Below are 20,047 nucleotides of genomic sequence, written 5' to 3' on the forward strand. Positions count from 1 at the left end.
GGCATGTGGATGGTGGGCATCGAGGTTCCTCGCAGAGAACTACCTACCTACACAGATCAATCCGCACAACCGATCCGTCAATGAGTTGTGTAGATGAGTTTTGTCATCATTAAATTCTCGTAACTACGAATTCGCATCAAGAAGATGGCCAACTATTACTGGAAGGGATCTGCAGGCGCAGTCACGTCACGGGCCATATTGGCAAAGCGTGAAAGATGGCCTTGGAAGGCTACAGGAATCGTTTTTGTCTCACCGTTACGATGCTTGGCCACGATGATATCTGCTTCACCGGGGCGTTCTTCAGTGTTGTAGTAGGAGGGACGGTGAAGCAGCATGATGACGTCAGCATCCTGCTCGAGTGAGCCAGATTCACGTAGATCGCTCATCTGCGGCTTATTACCAGTACGCTGCTCAGGGCCACGGTTGAGCTGAGCCACAGCAATAACCGGAATATCGAGTTCTTTAGCCAGAAGTTTAAGAGCACGAGAGAACTCGGAGACTTCTTGCTGACGGGATTCCACACGTTTACCACTACTCATCAACTGCAAGTAGTCGATAACGATAAGCCCAAGATTGTACTGCTGCTTCAGGCGGCGACACTTAGCGCGAATCTCGGGCATAGTGAGGTTAGGAGAATCATCCACAAACAGCGGTGCTTCTGAAACAGGGCCATAATGCTTGGCAAGGTCTTGCCAATCGCGGTCGCTCATTTCCTGACCACGGAGTTTGTTTAGATCCACGCCACTTTCAGCACTAAGCATGCGCATCATCAGTTCCATACGTCCCATTTCAAGAGAGAAGTAGCAACTGGTAATACCGTGATGTACCGACGCTGAACGGCAGAAATCCAAGGCGAGAGTAGATTTTCCCATCGCAGGACGGGCAGCCACGATGATCATCTGACCGCCATGGAGGCCGCGGGTCAGTTCATCGAGTTCGATGAAGCCGGTGGGTACACCGCGCATATCGCCATCTTGCTGGCTCTGGGCACTTTCAATTTCAAGGTTTGCTTCATCAAGAAGTTCACCGATGCGGACGTAATCTTCTTGGTTTCGTTTTTCAGCGACCGCGTAAACTTCCGCCTGAGCCTGATTGACCAATTCATCAACATCAGAAGCGTCAGTGGTATATCCAAGCTGGGTCACACGTGTTCCAGCATCGACCATGCGACGGAGGATAGCTTTCTCACGAACGATGCGTGCGTAATAGGCAGCGTTCGCGGCGGTGGGAACAGATGCCATGAGAGAAGCAAGATAAGGTGCCCCGCCGACGCGTTCGAGTTCACCGCGCTTAGATAACTCATCTGCCAAGAGAATGGGATCGGCAGGATCACCACGGCCATAGAGATCCACGATGGCATCGAAAATCATTTCATGGGCTGGCCGGTAGAAATCTGCTCCGCGGATCTCATTAATAACGTCAGCCACAGCATCTTTACTCAAAAGCATGCCACCCAAGGCACTCATTTCTGCCTCATTATCTTGAGGTGGAGTGCGATCAAAAACTCCGTTGTATGGCAACTGATCTTGGTCCATGGTGGGTCTTCCTCGTCATGCCTCAGATGCCATGGAGGTCATGGCATGGGCCCTGCCCGCGTGAGACTACGTGGCATCGACGTTCTGCGCAAGCACTAGAATCTGAACTCCTGTGGATAGAAGCGCGTACGCAGTGGATATGTGGCCTATACCTGTGTGTAAACCAGCGGATTTGTTGTGGAAAACTCGTTCTCTCACCACTCGATACCACTATTTTTCATTGAGATAACGCTATTTTTAGGTTTTCATCAATGGGGACAAAAATTACACCAAAATATGTGGATAAGTGGATTATCTTGGGGATAAACCTCATGCATCACTTGAGGGTTTATTCGGAGAGTGCTACTCACCTATATTCGAAAACACTTGACGTCCTACCCTGAGAACAAATCTTTCACTCAACTCCACAGTTCGCCACAATAGGATCGTGAATACTGTGGAGCCGAGCCTAAACAAACAGATACTCTCCCTGGCTATCCCCGCTTTAGGGGCATTAATCGCAGAACCCTTGTTTGTCATCATCGACTCCGCCATGGTCGGACACCTAGGCCGCACGGAATTGGCTGGCCTTTCTTTAGCCTCCACGATTCTCACTACCATTGTGGGCCTCTGCGTCTTTCTGGCCTATGCCACCACCGCCACGACCGCGCGACTCGCAGGAGCCGGTAGAACACGAGAGGCACTACGCGCTGGAATTGACGGCATCTGGTTAGCCTTAAGTCTCGGCGTCGTTTTAGCAACGGGAGCGTGGCTAAGCGCTAACTGGTTAGTTCATGCACTGGGAGCCACCACGGACGTGGCCACCAATGCGGTGGCCTATCTTCAAGCCAGTGCCCCAGGATTGCCGGGCATGCTCACAGTCTTAGCTGCCACAGGAACTCTTCGAGGCCTTCTAGATACGCGCAGTCCTTTCATCGTGGCCACCATTGGAGCAGGCGTTAATGCCGGACTCAATGCATTCCTCATTTATGGCCTGCACTTAGGAGTCGCTGGTTCAGGTTACGGCACTGCTCTCACCCAAACGCTGATGGCAGTGGTGCTCTGCGGACTCGTGGCAAACGGGGCACATCATCACGAGGTAAGTATCCACCCGCACCGCTCCGGCCTAGGCAACGCCATTGTTGCTGGTACGCCTCTATTGATACGCACAGTAAGTTTGCGTATCGCAATGATGACTACCGTCTGGGCGGCCACGGCGCTGGGTGCCACAGCACTTGCTGCCCATCAAGTGGTTAACTCAATTTGGGGTTTCACCGCCTTTGCCCTCGATGCCTTAGCCATTGCCGCCCAAGCACTCATTGGCACGCATTTAGGGAAAAAAGATGCTCACGAGGCTAAGTTATCCGAAAATGATGTCCTCAACGGCCAGTCAAGCAGATCTGCTGCGGCTCAACTTGTCACAGAGGAAGACACTAGCTTCCCCTCATTTGACCCCCATCAGCCAACTACTCCTCATTCACAGCCACCGAACATCGATGCGCTGCTTCGTCGCTTCGTTATGTGGGGCTTGGGCGCTGGCATCGCACTCGGGTTAATCCTGGCACTCTTTAGCAGTTTGCTTCCCCGAGTCTTTACTCCGAACAACGATGTAGCGCATGTTGCTAGTGTCAGTCTTCTCATCATCGCTGTCCTCATGCCTCTAGCGGGAATTGTTTTCCTCTTCGACGGGCTTCTCATTGGCGCTGGAGACGGTCACTATTTGGCGATCGCTGGCGTCATCACACTGATTCCTTATCTCCCTATCGCTATTTGGATTGGCCTTCATCCTGCATCAACTCCAGCCATGTCATTGGGGCTATTGTGGTTGGCCTTTGCCGGAGTGTTCATGGGAATGCGAGCTCTAACAACCGGCCTTCGGGTCCGTGCTGACGCATGGCGCTAATACGACGCGTGATGAGCAGCGGCAGTGTGATGCGCAAGGCTAATTAAAAGCAGGTGGGTGCCGGCTGGAAAATCCAGCCGGCACCCACCTATAAACGATAACGCGTCGCTAATAATCAGCGAGCAGCAACCACGTTGACCTCGAGAGGTGCAACCACGTCAGCGTGCAAACGAACGCTAGCGCTGTGACGGCCGAGGGACTTCATGGGGCGAAGAACCTCGATCTTGCGGCGGTCCACGGTGGGGCCGCCAGCAGCCTTGATGGCCTCGACGAGTTCAGCGGTGGTGATAGCGCCGAAGAGACGACCGGAATCGCCAGCCTTTGCGGTGATGGTCAGGACGTTGCTGGCCAGCCACTCACGAGCGGTCTGTGCATCTTCCAGGCTAGAAATAGCCTGCTTGCGACGAGCTTCTGCCATCTGGTCAAGCTGACGCTGTGCACCCTTAGACCAAGGGGTAGCGAGTTTGCGGGGAATGAGGTAGTTACGGGCGTAACCGTCCTTAACCTCAACAACGTCTCCGGCATGACCGAGGTTGGTCACGTCGTGGGTGAGGATGAGCTTAGAAGTCATGAGCGTAATCCTCCAATCAGCGAGCAGAGCTCGAGTAGGGCAGGAGAGCCATTTCGCGGGCGTTCTTCACGGCCTTCGCGATCTTGCGCTGTTCCTGCACGGACACGCCAGTCACGCGACGAGCGCGGATCTTGCCGCGGTCTGAAATGAACTTACGCAGGGTTGCAGTGTCCTTGTAATCGATGGTGCCAACCTTGATCGCCTTGACAGGGCCGACCTTTTTCTTGGGCTTGCGAAGTTGAGGCTTCGCCATGGTGGTACTCCTTGGTCTGAGCGCTGTGCGCTCGAAAGAAAATGAATGAGGGGTGGATCAATCAATGATTGATCAGAATGGAGGCTCGTCGTTAAAACCTGTTGAGCCTGGGCCTGATGCCCACGGATCTCCTGCCTGGCCGCCACTGGGGGCGTCAAAGCCAGAGTATCCGCCACCTTGAGATGAATAGCCGCCCTGTCCGCCTACGGGGCCTCCCTGGAAACCGCCACCAAAGTTGCCACCAGGGCCTCCCTGGAAACCGCCACCCTGACCTGCACGGGGAGTGCGGGTCACTTGTGCTTTAGCGTAACGAAGGGAGGGGCCGACTTCGTCTACCTGCATTTCCACAACGGTACGGTTTTCACCTTCGCGTGTGGTGTATGAACGTTGAACGAGACGACCCTGGACGATGACACGTGTACCTTTGGTAAGTGATTCAGCCACATTCTCTGCAGCATCACGCCACAGTGAGCAGCGCATGAACAGAGTGTCCCCGTCCTTCCACTCACCGGCTTGACGGTCAAAGGTCCGTGGGGTTGAGGCGACGGTGAAGGATGCCACGGCCGCACCAGACGCAGTGAAGCGAAGCTCCGGATCTGCGGTCAGGTTTCCCACAACAGTAATTATCGTGTCTCCGGCCATGATGTTCTCCTTAACGCTCTACTCAGGCCTCAGGGCGAAGCAACTTGGTGCGCAGAACGGATTCGTTCAGGCCGAGCTGACGATCCAGTTCCTGAGCAATTTCAGGCGTGGTGGTCATGTCAACAACCACGTAGAAACCCTCAGACTTCTTCTTAATGTCGTAGGCGAGACGACGCTTACCCCAGATATCCACCTTGTCAACGGTTCCACCGTTGTTGGGGACAACCTGCAGCAACTTCTCAAGCGACGGAGCAACCGTACGCTCGTCAGTCTCGGGGTCGAGAATGATCATGATCTCGTAATGACGCATGCTTGTAACCCACCTCCTTTGGACTTAAGCGGTCACGGTCTTTCCGTGACAGGAGGGTGATGCGTGATGGCTGACGATCAATGCCGGTTGCATGTCACGTCACACCAAAGTCCAAGATTACCTTAGGAAAGGCAATCTCCCAAGGGCGAACTTGCTTTGCTGGGAGTGTGTTTGCCCACCAAAGCAAATCCGTTAGTTTCCTTGAGTATGAGAATCCTCAGGAGGTGGTTGATTAGCACCATCTTCTGTGTCATCTCCACTCCCCTCACCGGAACCAGTGCCATCCCCAGGGCTCTTTTCTTCAAGAGCAGGTTCTGTCTCAACGGGTTCAGGTTCAGCGGGAGCCTGGCTGGCAACAGGTGTCGGGGCCTGAGTAGATTCCGGTGTTGCAGTTTCAACAGGTTCTTGTGATTCAACAACCCGAGCAGGTGGCTGGGCAAGGTCTTTACCGTTGAGATGGCCAGGAGTATATGAACCAGGGGTACGAGCCGGAAATTCTTCAATAGGAAGATTTTGGAGCGCTACTTCCATGTAGTTAGTGAATAAATCAGCAGGAACAGTGGACCCGGTGATCTGCTCGTATCCGTCGAATGGGGTAATGGATTCTTCTTCACCATTGGGGCCTGATTGGTAGAGCGTCACCGCTGTGACAATCTGCGGAGTAAAGCCCACGAACTGTGCGGACTTGTTATCGGAACTCGAACCAGTCTTCGCTGCAATAGGGCGACCAAGACGCTGTGCTGTATCACCGGACCCTCGTTGAACCACCTGAGTGAGCGCATAAGTGGTATCAGCCATTACACCATCGTCAAAGACCTTTTCTCCGGCAACATTAGGGGAATAGATGACAGTGTTCTGAGAATCGGTCACCTGAGCCACAATATGCGTGTCATGACGGGTACCACCGCTGGCAATAGTGGCATAGGCCCTAGCAATATCCAGAGTATGCGGGGAGGCTGAGCCAAGCACATTCTGCACATAGGTGTTCATCCCCAGAGTGTCTTCGGGATAGCCGGCACGTAATGCTACTGAGTTAGTTTTTGAAGGACCCACATCACGGTTTAATTGAAGGTAAGGGGTGTTAATCGAGTTTGCGGTGGCTTCAACCATAGATACCCACCCATAGGACACATCTCCGAAGTTTTCGAATTCTGTCCCGTCAATCTGCATGGGCGATGTGCCCATATACCCATTAGACAAAGTTGCACCATTTTCCAAGGCAGCAATCAAAGCAAATGGCTTATAGGTGGAACCTGCCTGGGCTACCGCGTTAGTAACGGTGTTGACCTGATTGGTCAGGTAGTCCTCACCGCCATAAAGAGCAAGAATTCCACCAGTCGTAGGATCAATACTGACCATGGCCACATGAAGGTTTGGATCATGATCCCCAGGAAGGTTCGTAGCCGTAGTAACGATCGCATTCTGATCGTCTTTATTGATAGTGGTGACGATATGGTAACCGCCGGTATCAATCTGCCGGTCAGTCATACCGTGATCCCGGAGTTCATCTCTCACCATCTGAAGAAGAAAGCCTTGAGGGCCGGAGTAAATCTCGTTACTCGCTGGTGCAATGGTTTCTGGGAAGGTTGCTTCTTGACGCTGCTGCGCAGTGATATATCCGTCTTGTGCCATGTAATCGAGCACGCGTTCGAATCGAATCTTGGCTTGCTCTTCATCAATAGCAGGATCCCAGGCACTAGGCGCAGGAATGATGCCAGCCAGGAGTGCTGATTCAGCAATGGTCAACTGCGATGCGGGGTGGCCAAAATAGGCCTGTGAAGCAGCTTCAATACCGTAGGCGCCACGACCAAAATAAATGGTATTGAGGTAGTTACCCAGAATAGTTTCTTTGGACTGTTCACGGTCTATTTTGAGAGCAATAATGGCCTGTTCAAACTTACCTGCGTAGGAACCAGTGGTATCCACATAGTAGTTCTTCACATACTGCTGGGTTAGGGTTGAAGCTCCTTGAGTAGCCCCACCTTTGAGGTTATTCCATAAGGCTCGAATGATGCCCTTAGGATCTACACCGCTATTAGTGTAAAAACTCCGGTCTTCACTGGCGACTACTGCATTGCCGACGTAGTCAGGCAGTGTCGTAGGGTCAATGATGGTGCGGTCAACTTCAGCAAACTCCCCCATGGCTGTGGTGCCATCAGCGTAATAAACGGTGGAAGTCTGAGCCTGAGCAAATTCATTGGGCTTAGGAACATCAACCAAGGCATATGCCACAGCCACCATTCCAACCACCATGGCGATGCCAGCAAGCATTGTCCCCAGCACAAAGCGCCAACTCGGAATCCAACGTCGAATAGGGCCTTTCCCTGCGCGCGGATAGTTCACCCAGCGGCGCTTTGTCGCTGAGCGCGATGTTTTTTTTGACCGCGAGCGTGCGGATGAGGAACTTTTTCCTGATCGTGCCACTTATCTAAAGCCTTCCTGGTGGTCACCGAGGTGTGCCCAACTGTTCTGCTTTAAGTATGGCTGGTGACCCCGATGAATCCCAGCACGCTAACAATGAACAGTGGATTGTGCACGCCATATCCACAACATCTAGGGACTAAATCACAATAGATGCACCATTGGTTAAGAACTGCTTAGGAATTATCCCGATGCGTAGCGGCCCACCACGAATGAAGTGCCTCACGTGCTAATTCCGGTCCTATTGGTCCGCGTTCCATACGCAGATTTAGGAGGAACTGGTATGCCTGCCCCACCTCAGGGCCGGGTTTAAGGGCAAGTTCCTCCATTATTTCCTGACCATTGAGATCAGGACGGATGGCAGCAAGTTCTTCTTGTTCACGTAATTGAGCAATACGATCTTCAAGATCGTCATACGCATGAGCGAGCATGGCTGCTTTACGACGGTTACGGGTAGTGACATCTGCACGAGTCAAGCGGTGCAAACGTTCAAGAAGGGGGCCTGCGTCTGTGACGTAACGACGTACTGCAGAATCGGACCACCCGGCGTCAGCATAGCCGTGGAAGCGCAAATGCAGTTCAACCAGACGCGAAACATTTTTAACTGTCTGCTTGTCAAAACGCAGAGCCTTGAGTCGCTTAGCGCTCATACGGGCACCTACATGATCATGACCATGGAAAGTGACGGTTCCGCCAGGACCGAAACAGCGGGTGGCTGGCTTGCCAATGTCGTGAAGGATTGCAGCCAAGCGCAACTGTAAGTCTGGGGCAGGAACAGCACCATCAGGACCGGTCTCCAGATCCATTGCCTGATCAAGAACAGTCAGCGTGTGTTCGTAAACATCCTTGTGACGTTTATGTTCATCAACAGTTTCCCGCAAAGCGGCAAGTTCAGGAAGAACAATGTCGCATACGCCGGTGTGCACCATAAGTTCAAGGCCACGGCGAGGCCAGCGCGAACACAACAGACGTTCGAGTTCGGCGCGAATACGCTCAGGAGAAACGATCTCCAAGCGTGAAGCCATGTCTTCCATAGCTTTCATCACGTCAAAGTCCACATCAAATCCCAGTTGAGCACTAAATCGTGCCGCACGCATAATGCGCAAAGGATCATCATCAAAAGACTGTTGCGCCCCTACAGGAGTACGAAGAATTCCAGCGTCGAGATCAACCAGTCCCCCGTGCGGGTCCACCAGTTCAAGGCCAGGCAAACGTAACGCCATCGCGTTAACAGTAAAGTCACGTCGAGTAAGGTCACCTTCAAGGCTGGTGCCGTAGGTGACAGCAGGTTTGCGACTACCTACTTCATATTCTTCGGTGCGGTAAGTAGTAATTTCGACAATCACATCTCCACGGCGGGCCGCAATGGTGCCAAAATCCTTGCCCACATCCCAAGTGGTGTCAGCCCACTCTGCCAGGAGTTTCTCCGTGGTTTCGGGGTGTGCGGACGTGGTGAGATCCATGTCGTGAGGGGGCATTCCAAGAAAAGCATCACGAACAGGACCACCAACAAGAGCGATTTCTTCTCCGGCGTCAGTAAATAAACGCCCCAGGTCGAGAACGCTCTGAGGAAGTTGGGCCAGTGCTGAACGGGCGGTGGAGGTAAGGCTTGAAGTCATCACTCTAAGAGTGCCATACGTAGAACCACGACGGGACAAACACTGCCGTTCTTAGTAACCGACTAATACCACTTGCACTGTTATTTCTTTATATCAACCATCCGAAAGGTGAACGTGTGGCATACCTCAGGTGCGCCAATGACATACCTAGGGCCTGATTCCACATAGAGTTGGCACTATGTCCGCTCCTCACCCTCGCACGCCCCGCTTGGCTGCTGCCGCGCGGCGTTTAAGTGCGCGCAGTTTGCCTGTGGTGGATGAGACGAGTGCCGGCGGCTTGGTCATTGATGTGCAAGATGGTCGAGCTTTCACTGCAGTGATTGCACGGCGTAATCGTGGTGGACGTTTGGAATGGTGCTTACCAAAAGGCCACCTTGAAGGAGCAGAGACTCCCGAGCAAGCGGCCGTTCGTGAAATTGCGGAAGAGACCGGTATTTACGGTCAGGTGCTTCGCCATTTAGCAACGATTGATTACTGGTTTGCTGGTGACGATCATCGTGTTCATAAAGTAGTTCACCACTTCTTGTTGGAGGCTATGGGTGGTGAATTGACCACCCTGAACGATCCTGATCACGAAGCTGAACAGGTTGCGTGGGTCCATCTTGATGATGTAGCTCGTCGTCTGGCTTATCCCAATGAGCGCCGCATTGTTGCTGCTGCCCGCGATATTTTGGTGGGCAACGGATGAAGTCGCGCCGGGGTCTCAGGCTTCTAATAAGCCTTATCGCCGGTATTGAGTGTGCTGTTCTTACATCATGTGCTGCTCTACCGACTCATTCTGGTGATGCCTCGTCTGCGCCTACAGTGCAGGAAACTGTTACCGCTTCTCCTTCCGCTCCTGCTACGCCAGTACCTGATGGTCCTGTTGTTCATATCGATCAGTTAAGCCCTGAAGTGGTTTCTTCATCGACTGATGTGACTCTCAAAGCCACGATCGTCAATCCTCATGACGAGCCTTTATCCTCCATTGAGGCGGTGGTGTGGTTACAGCAGTCCACTCCAGTAACTAATCAATTCCTTGATCCGTGGGTGACAACTCCTGCTACAGATCCTTCAGCTCAGTTGCCGGGTGAGGCAGAGATTCTTCGCGTGCCGATTAATGATGTTCCTGGCCATTCATCGTCTGATGTGCACGTGATAATTCCCAAAGATCACATTCCTGATGTTCGCGGTGAGGCCTGGGGACCTCGTGGTTTAGCGCTGACAATTGAATCTTCTGACGGCATTGAGATGGCCGATGGCACAGTCCTTATGTTTGCCCCCGAATCCCAGGTGGATGCCACTGGAATTACCGTGGTTATTCCAGTAATTCCGACTCCCCTGGAATTGGCTGCTATTCAGCATGTTAATGGCCCCACAGCCGATGAACGCTTGGCAATGGAGGAACGTGTTTCAGGATTACTGACTCTCGCTGGTAACGGTGTTGTTTTAGCGATTGATCCGGCGCTCCTGTCTGTTTTGGGCGTGTTACCTGATGTCACTGATGCCCAACCACCTCAGTCTGCCTCCACTCCTTCATCTTCTCCTTCCGACGCCGCATCCCTCGCTCCAGCCCAGCCTTCTGATTGGCCATCCTCATCTACTCAGCCTACGACGGATGTCTCTGCCTCACCGCAACCCTCATCGGCTACAGTGGCAACTCCAGATCCCAGCCAAGCGTCAGCACTACGCTCTAAATTACTCAAAGCCCTTGAGGATCATGACGTCATTGCACTGCCGTGGGATGATCCTGATTTGAGTGCTTTAGCTCATCGTGGTGAGCGTTCCCTCATTGATGACGCTACGACTCGAACCTCTTCTCTTGCTTCACTTACAGCTTCTCGCCAGGATGTAGCCTGGCCTGCAGGAGCATTGGATCAGTCCACGCTCGATGCGCTTCCTGACGTTACTCGTTTAGTTATCGCTGATCCTCATGCTTTTGACGTCACTGAGTCCTTGACATATACGCCCACTGAGGTGACACACGAGCAGGGTCGAACCATTTTGCTTCCTGATAGTGATCTCACCGCGGATCTTGGCTGGATGGGAAATTCTCCTGAGGAATCCGATCTCGATTCTCGCCAATTATTGCGAGCCCATAGTGCGATTATTACGCGTCAGCGTCCCTATGATCCACGTTCCATGGTGGTGGTCCTTGAGCGTCAAGCTGCCTCCACATTGAAGGTTGAACAAATTCGCACGCGCATTGATGCGTTAACTTCGTCATGGACTAAGCCCGTTCGTCTCTCCACACTGCTTGCTGATCCTGCTCCTGAGATTGAGAGGGCAGTGCTGCCTGATCAGGTGATATTGCCTAATGAAGTCTCAACCGAAGAAATCGTTGAGGCTCGTAAGATTCACTCGACTGCAATCGAAGTGACCAGTGTGGTCGCGCAGCCCGATGCCTTGTTAGGGCCAGCGCAATCTGTGGTGAGTTCAACGGTAGCCTCTACGTGGCGAACAAATCCTGATCTGCGGGCAGCAACTTTACATATTTGTGAAGACTTTGTTCACACATTGAGTCAATCCATTGAGGCTGCCCCATCATCGACAATTAACCTGATTAACTCTGAAGCGCACATTCCTGTTCGCATCATTAATTCCTTAGATCAAGATGCCACAGTTAATGTGCGTCTAACCCCGTCCTCTACGCGCTTGGAAGTGCGCAACGTTGTAACGGTCACTGTTCCTGCTCACAGTGAGGCCACAGCAATGATTCCGGTTGTTGCGGTGGGTAGTGGTGATGTTGATGTCCGCGTTGACCTCATGTCACAAGCAGGAATTCCAGTCAGTACCCCAGCGGTCGTTCATATGAGGATCCGCGCTGACTGGGAGAACGTGGGAACAGCCATTATTGGTGGCATTCTTGCAGTCATTCTCGTTGGGGGCATTATTCGTACAGTGCGCCGTGGGCGCAGGAATCCTACAGGTGAGGGTCACTCATGAGCCGATCGTCCAGTCGTACTCCTACCCTGGCGCGTTCGTCATCAATCATGTTCGGTGGCACGTTAGTTTCTCGTGTCCTGGGATTGATCCGTAACGCTCTGCTCGTTGCCGCCTTAGGCGCAACAGGTTCGGGCGCTGCCGATGCGTGGACCACGGCCCACAACGCTCCACAGATGCTTTACAACCTACTGGCTGCCGGCATTTTGAATGCCATTTTAGTACCGCAGATTGTTCGGGCTCTTCGTCATGACAACGGCGACGAGTTCGTGAACCGTCTGCTCACTGCGGCCGGAACAATTCTTTTTGGCGCCACCGTCGTACTTACTGTTGGCGCACCTCTAGTCATTACGATTTATGCCTCACAACTCGATGCGTGGCGGCCTCTAGCGATCATCTTTGCTCTTTGGTGTTTACCGCAGATTTTCTTCTATGGCTTGTATGCCTTATGGGGCCAAGTCCTTAATGCGCGCTCATCCTTTGGGCCATACATGTGGTCACCTGTTTTAAATAACGTTATTTCGATTGCTTCCCTGCTGGTCTACCTCCACCTCTACGGTGCTTACACCACCACGCAGTCTCCTGATGAATGGACTGCTGGTCGTATTGCTCTTTTGGGCGCTACGTCGACTCTAGGTATTGCCGCCCAGGCTCTTGTCCTTTACATTCCTCTGCGTCGCACTGGCTTTAAACCAAAACTAGTGTGGGGTGTTCGTGGCACTGGTTTGGGCAAAGTATCCAAGGTTGCCATGTGGGCGTTATTGGGCTTGTTTGCTGCCGAATTCGGTTCACTAGCTACCTATAACTTAGGTGCTGCAGCACTGACTGCTTCAGAGTTGCCACAATATGCGGGCGTGGTAGTCCCCTCAACCATCATGTTCACTAACGCGCAGATGATTTACATGCTGCCGCAGTCATTAGTGACCACTTCAATTATCGTGGCGCTGTTTACTCGCATGTCCGAAAGTGCAGCTGCAAACGACGCCGAGGGAGTACGTGATTCTCTCTCGCTCGGTTTACGCTCTATTGCGGTCTTTACCGTGCTCTTCGCCGCAGGTATTGGTGTGCTTGCTGAACCTGCACTACAGGTTTTCGTCCCCTCACTAACCTGGGAGGAAGCCCATGCCTCAGCATTAATGCTCACGGTAATGGCTATTGCGATTGTTCCTCAAGGTATCTGGTCAACATCTCAGCGTGTGATGTTAGCTTATGAGGACACAAAAAACCTGCTATGGGCGGATGTTCCGGTGGGTATTGTTCCAGTGGTGGTTTGCGGATTGGCTTACCTGTTGGCGCCAGCAAACCACTGGATGATGTGGGCTGCTGTGGGTAGTTTGCTTTCACAAATTACTGGCGCAGTCATCATCATGTTCTTATTACGCCGTCATCTACCTGATGTGGATGGCCCTCGAGTCTTTGGGGCGTATCTGCGTTTGATTGCTTGCGCTATTCCGGCAGTCATCACGGGTGTGGCGTTGAAATGGGCATTAGGTCCTGCCAATGAGTTGACCCGTTCTGAGCGCTTCTCTCATGCTGTCATGACGGTCATGGTTGTTGCTGTGGCGATGACAGCGACCTATCTCATTGCTTCACGATTACTCAAAGTTCCTGAACTGGGTGTGTTCGTTCGCCCGATAGTGGGAATTTTGCACAAAATTGCATCACTTCTTCCTACCGGTCCTGCACGTGCAATAGAACGCTTTGCCCTGTGGGTGGGCGGTCCTCATATTGCTCGCGTGACCTCATCACATGACGATGAGGATGATTATGACGACGATACATGGACCCCACTACCTGCTGGCTTATCTGATCCTTCGGCCAGTGCTGCTGGCGCAGAACCTGCCGCTTTTGCTCCTGCTGCTGGTGCAGGAACGATGGCTGATATTGATGCGATGACTGATGGAGTCGAGCGTGCTCATTCGCAGCATCATTCCCTCTCTAGCCATCCGCTTTCCTCCCCCTCTTCCTCCGTGACCGGTACGATGAGGAGCAATACAATTGCGCATCTGGAGAGGAGCACAATGAGTTCATCACTGTCTGCTTCTCAGAGTCGTTATGTGTTAGGTCAGGCCATGCCTACCACGATCCCTACTCTGGTTCGCCATGATGCCCACGACACGATCCTTGATCGTGATGTAACAATGGTGATCTTGACTGATGCCACCAATAATCCTGAAGAAGTGCTCAACGCAGCTGCACGGACCAGCCTGTGTGATGATCCACGTTTAGTTCGCATTGTTGATGTTCAGCGTGAAGGTGAACATCCCTTCATTGTGTGTGAAAAATTCCAAGGTCACACCTTTGAGTCTCTGGTTCATCAGGGTCTAAGCATTGACGAGGTTCGTTCCATCATTGGAGAAAGTGCCGAGGCTTTAGAACATGCTTCTCGACGCGGCGTTCACCATCTGATGCTTACTCCCGAATCAATTCGTGTTGATGATCAGGGTAAAGTCCATGTTGCCGGTGTCGGTCTTGGTGCTGCACTACTGGATCGTCCTGCTCATGACAGAGATCCTCTGAGTGATGACCGTGTGGATGCTGAAGCTCTTATTCGATTGCTCTACTACGGGGTTACTGGACGTTGGCCTGGCAAACGTCCTGGCGTTCCTAGCGCTCCCTTGCGGGATGGTGTACCCGTACCCCCGTCAGTAATTAATTCTGCGGTTCCTGATGACATTGATCAACTGTGTATCGAGGCTTTCTCTCACCAGCCTGCACGAAGCGCGGGTCAGGTTGCTCGTCGCTTAGCACCATGGCCTGTTCTCAGTCCTCGTACTCAGGTCAACTCCGCACCTACCGCCGACGATTCTTCACTCGGTTTATTCGATGATTTTGCTTCGCAGTCCTCTCCCAGTCCCGTAGTACCGTCACCTGGGACTGCAGTTGGTGCTCACGCATTATGGGACTCCAACTCCTCCATATCAGACACTGACCCATCAATAGCTGTATCCGCAAATCATCCCCACTCCGATGAGTTGAGCGATTCTACTGCTAGGGTGACCTCAGTACCTGGGTCTGTTCTTGCGGTAGGTGATGATGACATTAACTCATCGCTTGATAACACAAGTCGTCATCGCGGTGAGGTTCCTCCCCCGCCACCTCCACCTTCAGGTAATCCTGAGGTTGAACACTATTCTTCCGCCGAAACTGTCTCTGTCAGTGAATCACATACAAGTGATGTCGAGGATGAGCCTGTGGCCTCAGGTGATGAAGATGCAATCTCTCGCCGTATTTCTCATACCACCACAGCTATTCTTGTTGGTCTGCTGATTGCCGTTCTGGTTGGCGTGTTCTTTGCTGTCTCAAATCTGTTGGAGTTGGCTGGCGTTCGCGTCACAAACGATGACATTCCCGCAGCCCACACTGTGCCCACAGTTGTAGCTACAACTCAGGAACCTGCCGATAATTCAGGTCCTGCACCCAAACCTGAACAGTCTTCTACTCCAATCAGCATCGCTGAAGTCACCAGCCTTGACCCCTACGGCAATAATGGTGAACATCCTGAATTGGCTCATCTTGTCGCGGACGGTGACCAGTCCACACAATGGTACTCACGCTATTACGCCGCCCCTTCCCTTGCCTATAAAGGGGGTATTGGTCTGGCATTAAATCTGACCGAACCCCATGAAGTATCCAGTATCGAAATGACCGGTACAGGCTCAGGGGGTAACGTACAAATTCGTGCTACCACTGCTAATGACCCTGAGGGTGGAACACTTTTGGCGGAAGGTCCATTTACCCCTGGAACAACAACTTTCACTTTTACTCCCACCACCACTCAGTCTGTGGTGATTTGGGTGACGGATCTTCCGACATCGGCCGATGACCTGTATAAGGTCACCATGACCACTGTCACGCTGCACTAATAGTTTTTTGTGGAATGAATGGACCGCACTGACTGTTGGAGCTAATGGAAACCTGAGATAAAGGAGAAACATGGTTCACGACGTCGTTATTGTGGGGTCCGGTCCTGCCGGTTACACTGCCGCAATCTACGCAGCTCGCGCCCAACTCAAGCCCATTGTGCTTGCAGGCTCCGTCACCGCTGGTGGCGCCTTGATGAACACCACCGAGGTTGAAAACTTTCCTGGTTTTCCTGAAGGCTTGATGGGTCCCGATCTCATGGCTCGCATGCAGGAACAGGCAGAACGTTTCGGTACAGATGTGCGTTTCGAAGACGTCATCAAGCTCGAACTTGATGGTGATATTAAACGCGTAACCACCGACGATAACGTTTATGAGGCAAAGACTGTCATCCTGTCGACCGGTAGCGAATATCGCAAACTTGGACTCAAAGATGAAGATCGTCTGTCTGGGCATGGTGTCAGTTACTGCGCCACCTGTGATGGCTTTTTCTTCCGCGACCAGGACATTATCGTAGTTGGTGGCGGCGATAGCGCGATGGAAGAAGCAACCTTCTTGACCACCTTTGCTCGCTCAGTGACCATTGTTCACCGTCGCGATGAATTCCGCGCTTCCCCCTTCATGGTGAAGAAAGCCGAGAATAATCCGAAGATTCGTTTCGAGTTCAATGCCGTGGTCAAGGAACTTCGTGGTGAGGACTCATTGACTGGTGTAGTCCTAGAAGACACTGTCACCGGTGAAGAGCGAGTCTTGGACGCAACTGGCATGTTTGTCGCTATCGGACAGATTCCTCGCACCGAACTGGTCAAGGACCAAATCGCTCTCGAAGATTCCGGTTACGTTGCCGTAGACCATCCCTCTACACGTACCAACATCCCCGGCGTTTTTGCTTGTGGTGACGTCGCTGATACCACCTATCAGCAGGCCATCACCGCCGCTGCGTCAGGCTGCCGAGCAGCACTTGATGCTCAGCACTTCCTCGAGCAGGCTGAGTAGCATTCTCACTCTATGCCTGTAACAACGAATTAGTCACCATCACTTACTTACTTGTCCACCTGCATTGAAAGGTATTGCTATGTCTAAGGCTCTTGCTGTCTCAGATTCCACTTTCGAAGCTGAGGTTCTTCAGTCCGATGTCCCCGTTCTCGTTGACTTCTGGGCCACCTGGTGCGGTCCTTGCCGCCAGATGAGCCCCATCGTTGATGAAGTTGCTTCTGAACTTGGAGATCGTGTCAAGGTTGTTAAGGTTGACGTTGACGAAAACCAGGCCACTGCAATGAAATACGGTGTGCGCTCCATCCCCACTTTCGCTGTGTTCCGCAACGGCGAAGTGTTCCATCAGTTTGCTGGCTCACGCCCCAAGCCTGCTTTCCTCAAGGAAGTTGAGCGTGTCCTCGACTGATTATCAATTCTCTACGTGTTACCACCGTCAGTAAGTACTGATGTCAGTCAGGATTTCTGATGACTTCAAGGCCGGCGAAATGAGACTAATTGTCTGATTTCGCCGGCCTTGTCCATGATGTGAATAGGTTTTCCTGTTGTTCACTACGATTAATGCTTGCTTCCAGCACATTTCAATAGAGACGTGACACACTTAGGGCGGAACAACCGTTCCTAGACGAAAGGACGCACCGTGGTTAGCAATTCGCAGCCCGTCAAAGGAAACAGGCTCGATCCATGGCTGGATAGTTACGCCGCTAGGGCCCGTGGGCTGCGCGCTTCAGAAACCCGCTCACTCTTTGCTGTAGCGTCCCGTCCTGAAGTTGTTTCTCTGGCCGGTGGCATGCCTAACCTTAAAGATTTGCCGCTCACTGAGATTGCACAAGCAACCGAACGAATGCTTCGGCGTAACGGTGCCAGCGCATTACAATATGGCAACGGTCAGGGACTTCCGCTGCTCCGCGATCTGATTCCCCACGTCATGGCCATGGAAGGCATTCACGCCCATGCCGACGATATTGTCGTCACTACTGGTAGTCAGCAAGCTGTGGACCTGCTGACAGAAGTTTTTATCGATCCTGGCGATGTAATCCTCGCTGAAGCACCTACTTATGTAGGAAGCCTGGGCATCTTTAACGCTTATGAGGCTGATGTTCACCATGTCCCACTTGATGCCGATGGTCTGATTCCTCAGGCTCTTGAAGAAACCATCCAACGGCTTAAAAGAGAAGGGAAACGGGTTAAGTTCCTCTATACCCTTCCCAACTTCCACAACCCTGCTGGGGTGTGCATGAGCGAAGAACGGCGTCCACAAATCGTTGATATTTGCGATCGTCACCGCGTGTTAATTGTTGAAGACAATCCCTATGGTTTGCTTTCTTTTGAGGGTCGTACCTATACCGCGTTAAAGGATCTCAATCCCGACGGTGTGGTCTATCTTGGCTCCTTTTCCAAAATCTTTGCTCCTGGATACCGTGTGGGCTGGGCAGTGGCGCCTCCTGCAGTAAAGGAAAAAATAAAGTTAGCCTCTGAAGCAGCCATTTTGTGCCCATCATCCATGGGGCAATACTCCATCGCGATGTACCTCAACGAGTTCGACTGGAAAGCCCAAATTGAAGCTTTCCGAGTCATGTACAAAGAACGCCGTGATGCCATGATTGGAGCGCTCAACGAGTACCTGCCCTACTGCTCATGGAATACCCCGACTGGCGGTTTCTACACCTGGGTGGGATTACCCGAGGGCCTTGATGCCCACGAAATGTTACCCCGGGCTATTACCAATCTCGTGGCCTACGTATCAGGTACAGCTTTCTACGCTGACGACCAAGGTCATGACCATATGCGACTGTCGTTCTGCTATCCGGAACCTGCCGAAATTCATGAAGGCATTCGACGATTAGCAGAGGTTGTTGATGCGGAGCGTGATCTTGTCAGAATTTTTGGACCCGCACATCATCCTTCTCCTACGGGGATTCAACGACCACAACCAGATCAAATCTAACAATACATTAGTTCATTACTACAGAATTCGTTCTAATTACTCACTCATACCATCCACCTATTCCGACTCACCACGGGAAGCCATCATGTCACGACTCAACGACGTTCTTTCAACGATCACCGTTGATCCTACGCCTCTTACCATTGCCGTCATTGCGGGCGGATGGGATCACGAACGCGATATTTCATTGCGCTCGGGAAACCGTGTTGCTCAAGTATTACGCGACTGTGGACACACTGTTCACATCCTCGATGTGGATTCCGACATGATTCCCCGCCTCAAAGAGATTTCTCCCGACGTGGTGTGGCCGCTTGTTCACGGTGGCACAGGTGAAGATGGCAGTTTGCAAAATATTCTCATCGCGCTCGGTCTTCCCTACGTTGGTACTCATTCTGATGGTTGCCAACTTGCCAGTTTTAAACCCACCTCGAAGGCTATGGTCCGTACTGCTGGCGTTCTCACACCTGATTCACTGACCTTACCTAAGACATTCTTTGCTCAACTTGGTGCACGTACCGTCCTTGACGTGGTGTGTGAGCACCTTCAACTTCCGGTAGTAGTCAAGCCATTCCAAGGTGGTTCTGCGCTTGGCGTGTCAATGGCCAATAATGAAGAAACGCTGCGTACAGCTATGGTTGAGTGTTTTTCTTACGCTCCTGACGCCTTGATTGAATGCATGGTTGACGGCACTGAAGTAGCGGTTTCTGTCGTTGATCTTGGTAACGGGCCTATCGCGCTGGATCCCGTCGAAATCGTTACTGATGGTAACTATGATTTTGACGCCCGCTACAACCCGGGTCGCTCGGAATATTTCACCCCTGCACGTCTGGATGAAAGCACCACGGCAAAGGTCTGCGAAATGGCTGAACGTGTTCATCGAGCACTTGGGCTAGGCACATTCTCACGTACTGACATTATTGTTGATCATGACGGAACACCATGGTTCATTGATCTCAATGTCACCCCAGGAATGACCGAAACTTCTCTATTCCCGATCGCTGCTGCAGTGACAGGTAAACTCCCCGACCTATACAACGCAATGGTACATGCGCCTTTAGCGAGTTAATTTCTTCGCGATGAGTACGAC

15 protein-coding genes are annotated in these 20,047 nt (G+C 52.2%); 8 read left to right on the forward strand and 7 right to left on the reverse strand.

Features of this window, described 5'->3' with window-relative positions; translation table 11 throughout:
* Window positions 1–155: 155 nt before the first annotated feature.
* Window positions 156–1,535, reverse strand: a complete 1,380-nt coding sequence (gene dnaB, locus A9753_RS02515; RefSeq protein ID WP_067779674.1) for a replicative DNA helicase — start codon at window positions 1,533–1,535, stop codon at window positions 156–158.
* Window positions 1,536–1,962: 427 nt separating this feature from the next.
* Here dnaB and A9753_RS02520 point away from each other — a divergent pair, with 427 nt between their 5' ends.
* A complete protein-coding gene (locus A9753_RS02520; RefSeq protein WP_245637333.1) occupies window positions 1,963–3,417 on the forward strand; it encodes an MATE family efflux transporter in 1,455 nt (484 codons plus the stop codon).
* Between the two features lie 115 nt (window positions 3,418–3,532).
* Here the strand turns inward: A9753_RS02520 and rplI are convergent, their stop codons facing one another.
* From rplI to A9753_RS02550, 6 genes are all read right to left on the reverse strand, one after another.
* The gene (rplI, locus tag A9753_RS02525) at window positions 3,533–3,988 is read right to left on the reverse strand and encodes a 50S ribosomal protein L9 (protein WP_067779681.1); all 456 of its coding nucleotides are present in this window, start codon (window positions 3,986–3,988) and stop codon (window positions 3,533–3,535) included.
* 16 nt (window positions 3,989–4,004) lie between these two features.
* On the reverse strand, window positions 4,005–4,241 hold the full coding sequence (gene rpsR, locus A9753_RS02530) for a 30S ribosomal protein S18 (protein ID WP_067779689.1): 237 nt from the start codon (window positions 4,239–4,241) through the stop codon (window positions 4,005–4,007).
* A gap of 72 nt (window positions 4,242–4,313) precedes the next feature.
* Window positions 4,314–4,883, reverse strand: coding sequence for a single-stranded DNA-binding protein (locus A9753_RS02535; RefSeq protein WP_067779692.1), 570 nt, complete (start codon window positions 4,881–4,883; stop codon window positions 4,314–4,316).
* A gap of 22 nt (window positions 4,884–4,905) precedes the next feature.
* A complete protein-coding gene (rpsF, locus tag A9753_RS02540; protein WP_067779694.1) occupies window positions 4,906–5,193 on the reverse strand; it encodes a 30S ribosomal protein S6 in 288 nt (95 codons plus the stop codon).
* 192 nt (window positions 5,194–5,385) lie between these two features.
* A complete protein-coding gene (locus A9753_RS02545) occupies window positions 5,386–7,617 on the reverse strand; it encodes a transglycosylase domain-containing protein (RefSeq protein ID WP_425394240.1) in 2,232 nt (743 codons plus the stop codon).
* A gap of 173 nt (window positions 7,618–7,790) precedes the next feature.
* Entirely contained in the window at window positions 7,791–9,233 is a 1,443-nt protein-coding gene (locus tag A9753_RS02550) for a CCA tRNA nucleotidyltransferase (RefSeq protein WP_067779700.1), read from the reverse strand.
* A 178-nt stretch (window positions 9,234–9,411) separates the two neighbouring features.
* On the opposite strand from A9753_RS02550, the gene A9753_RS02555 reads away from it, so the two are divergent.
* From A9753_RS02555 to A9753_RS02585, 7 genes are all read left to right on the forward strand, one after another.
* Window positions 9,412–9,921, forward strand: a complete 510-nt coding sequence (locus A9753_RS02555; protein ID WP_067779703.1) for an NUDIX hydrolase — start codon at window positions 9,412–9,414, stop codon at window positions 9,919–9,921.
* Window positions 9,918–12,158 (forward strand): DUF6049 family protein, encoded by a 2,241-nt coding sequence (locus A9753_RS02560; protein ID WP_141673272.1) that lies wholly within the window; start codon window positions 9,918–9,920, stop codon window positions 12,156–12,158. Before A9753_RS02555 ends, A9753_RS02560 begins: the two co-directional genes overlap by 4 nt.
* Entirely contained in the window at window positions 12,155–16,021 is a 3,867-nt protein-coding gene (locus A9753_RS02565; protein ID WP_067779709.1) for a murein biosynthesis integral membrane protein MurJ, read from the forward strand. Before A9753_RS02560 ends, A9753_RS02565 begins: the two co-directional genes overlap by 4 nt.
* Window positions 16,022–16,091: 70 nt before the next feature.
* Entirely contained in the window at window positions 16,092–17,015 is a 924-nt protein-coding gene (gene trxB, locus A9753_RS02570) for a thioredoxin-disulfide reductase (protein WP_067779712.1), read from the forward strand.
* Between the two features lie 79 nt (window positions 17,016–17,094).
* The gene (trxA, locus tag A9753_RS02575) at window positions 17,095–17,421 is read left to right on the forward strand and encodes a thioredoxin (protein WP_067779715.1); all 327 of its coding nucleotides are present in this window, start codon (window positions 17,095–17,097) and stop codon (window positions 17,419–17,421) included.
* A 381-nt stretch (window positions 17,422–17,802) separates the two neighbouring features.
* Complete coding sequence (locus tag A9753_RS02580; protein ID WP_342668218.1) at window positions 17,803–18,960, forward strand: aminotransferase-like domain-containing protein; 1,158 nt, start codon at window positions 17,803–17,805, stop codon at window positions 18,958–18,960.
* Window positions 18,961–19,045: 85 nt separating this feature from the next.
* Window positions 19,046–20,026, forward strand: a complete 981-nt coding sequence (locus A9753_RS02585; protein WP_067779721.1) for a D-alanine--D-alanine ligase family protein — start codon at window positions 19,046–19,048, stop codon at window positions 20,024–20,026.
* Window positions 20,027–20,047 lie beyond the last annotated feature (21 nt).

Origin of the sequence: Actinomyces vulturis, from assembly GCF_001687305.1 — a bacterium.
In the GTDB taxonomy this organism is placed as follows: domain Bacteria; phylum Actinomycetota; class Actinomycetes; order Actinomycetales; family Actinomycetaceae; genus Actinomyces; species Actinomyces vulturis.

Excerpts from the sequence above, each read along its gene's own strand:
- dnaB (WP_067779674.1), bottom strand. The coding sequence starts at position 1,535 with ATGGACCAAGATCAGTTGCCATACAACGGAGTTTTTGATCGCACTCCA.
- rplI (WP_067779681.1), bottom strand. The coding sequence starts at position 3,988 with ATGACTTCTAAGCTCATCCTCACCCACGACGTGACCAACCTCGGTCAT.
- rpsR (WP_067779689.1), bottom strand. The coding sequence starts at position 4,241 with ATGGCGAAGCCTCAACTTCGCAAGCCCAAGAAAAAGGTCGGCCCTGTC.
- A9753_RS02535 (WP_067779692.1), bottom strand. The coding sequence starts at position 4,883 with ATGGCCGGAGACACGATAATTACTGTTGTGGGAAACCTGACCGCAGAT.
- rpsF (WP_067779694.1), bottom strand. The coding sequence starts at position 5,193 with ATGCGTCATTACGAGATCATGATCATTCTCGACCCCGAGACTGACGAG.
- A9753_RS02550 (WP_067779700.1), bottom strand. The coding sequence starts at position 9,233 with ATGACTTCAAGCCTTACCTCCACCGCCCGTTCAGCACTGGCCCAACTT.
- A9753_RS02555 (WP_067779703.1), top strand. The coding sequence starts at position 9,412 with ATGTCCGCTCCTCACCCTCGCACGCCCCGCTTGGCTGCTGCCGCGCGG.
- A9753_RS02560 (WP_141673272.1), top strand. The coding sequence starts at position 9,918 with ATGAAGTCGCGCCGGGGTCTCAGGCTTCTAATAAGCCTTATCGCCGGT.
- A9753_RS02565 (WP_067779709.1), top strand. The coding sequence starts at position 12,155 with ATGAGCCGATCGTCCAGTCGTACTCCTACCCTGGCGCGTTCGTCATCA.
- trxB (WP_067779712.1), top strand. The coding sequence starts at position 16,092 with ATGGTTCACGACGTCGTTATTGTGGGGTCCGGTCCTGCCGGTTACACT.
- trxA (WP_067779715.1), top strand. The coding sequence starts at position 17,095 with ATGTCTAAGGCTCTTGCTGTCTCAGATTCCACTTTCGAAGCTGAGGTT.
- A9753_RS02580 (WP_342668218.1), top strand. The coding sequence starts at position 17,803 with ATGCCTAACCTTAAAGATTTGCCGCTCACTGAGATTGCACAAGCAACC.
- A9753_RS02585 (WP_067779721.1), top strand. The coding sequence starts at position 19,046 with ATGTCACGACTCAACGACGTTCTTTCAACGATCACCGTTGATCCTACG.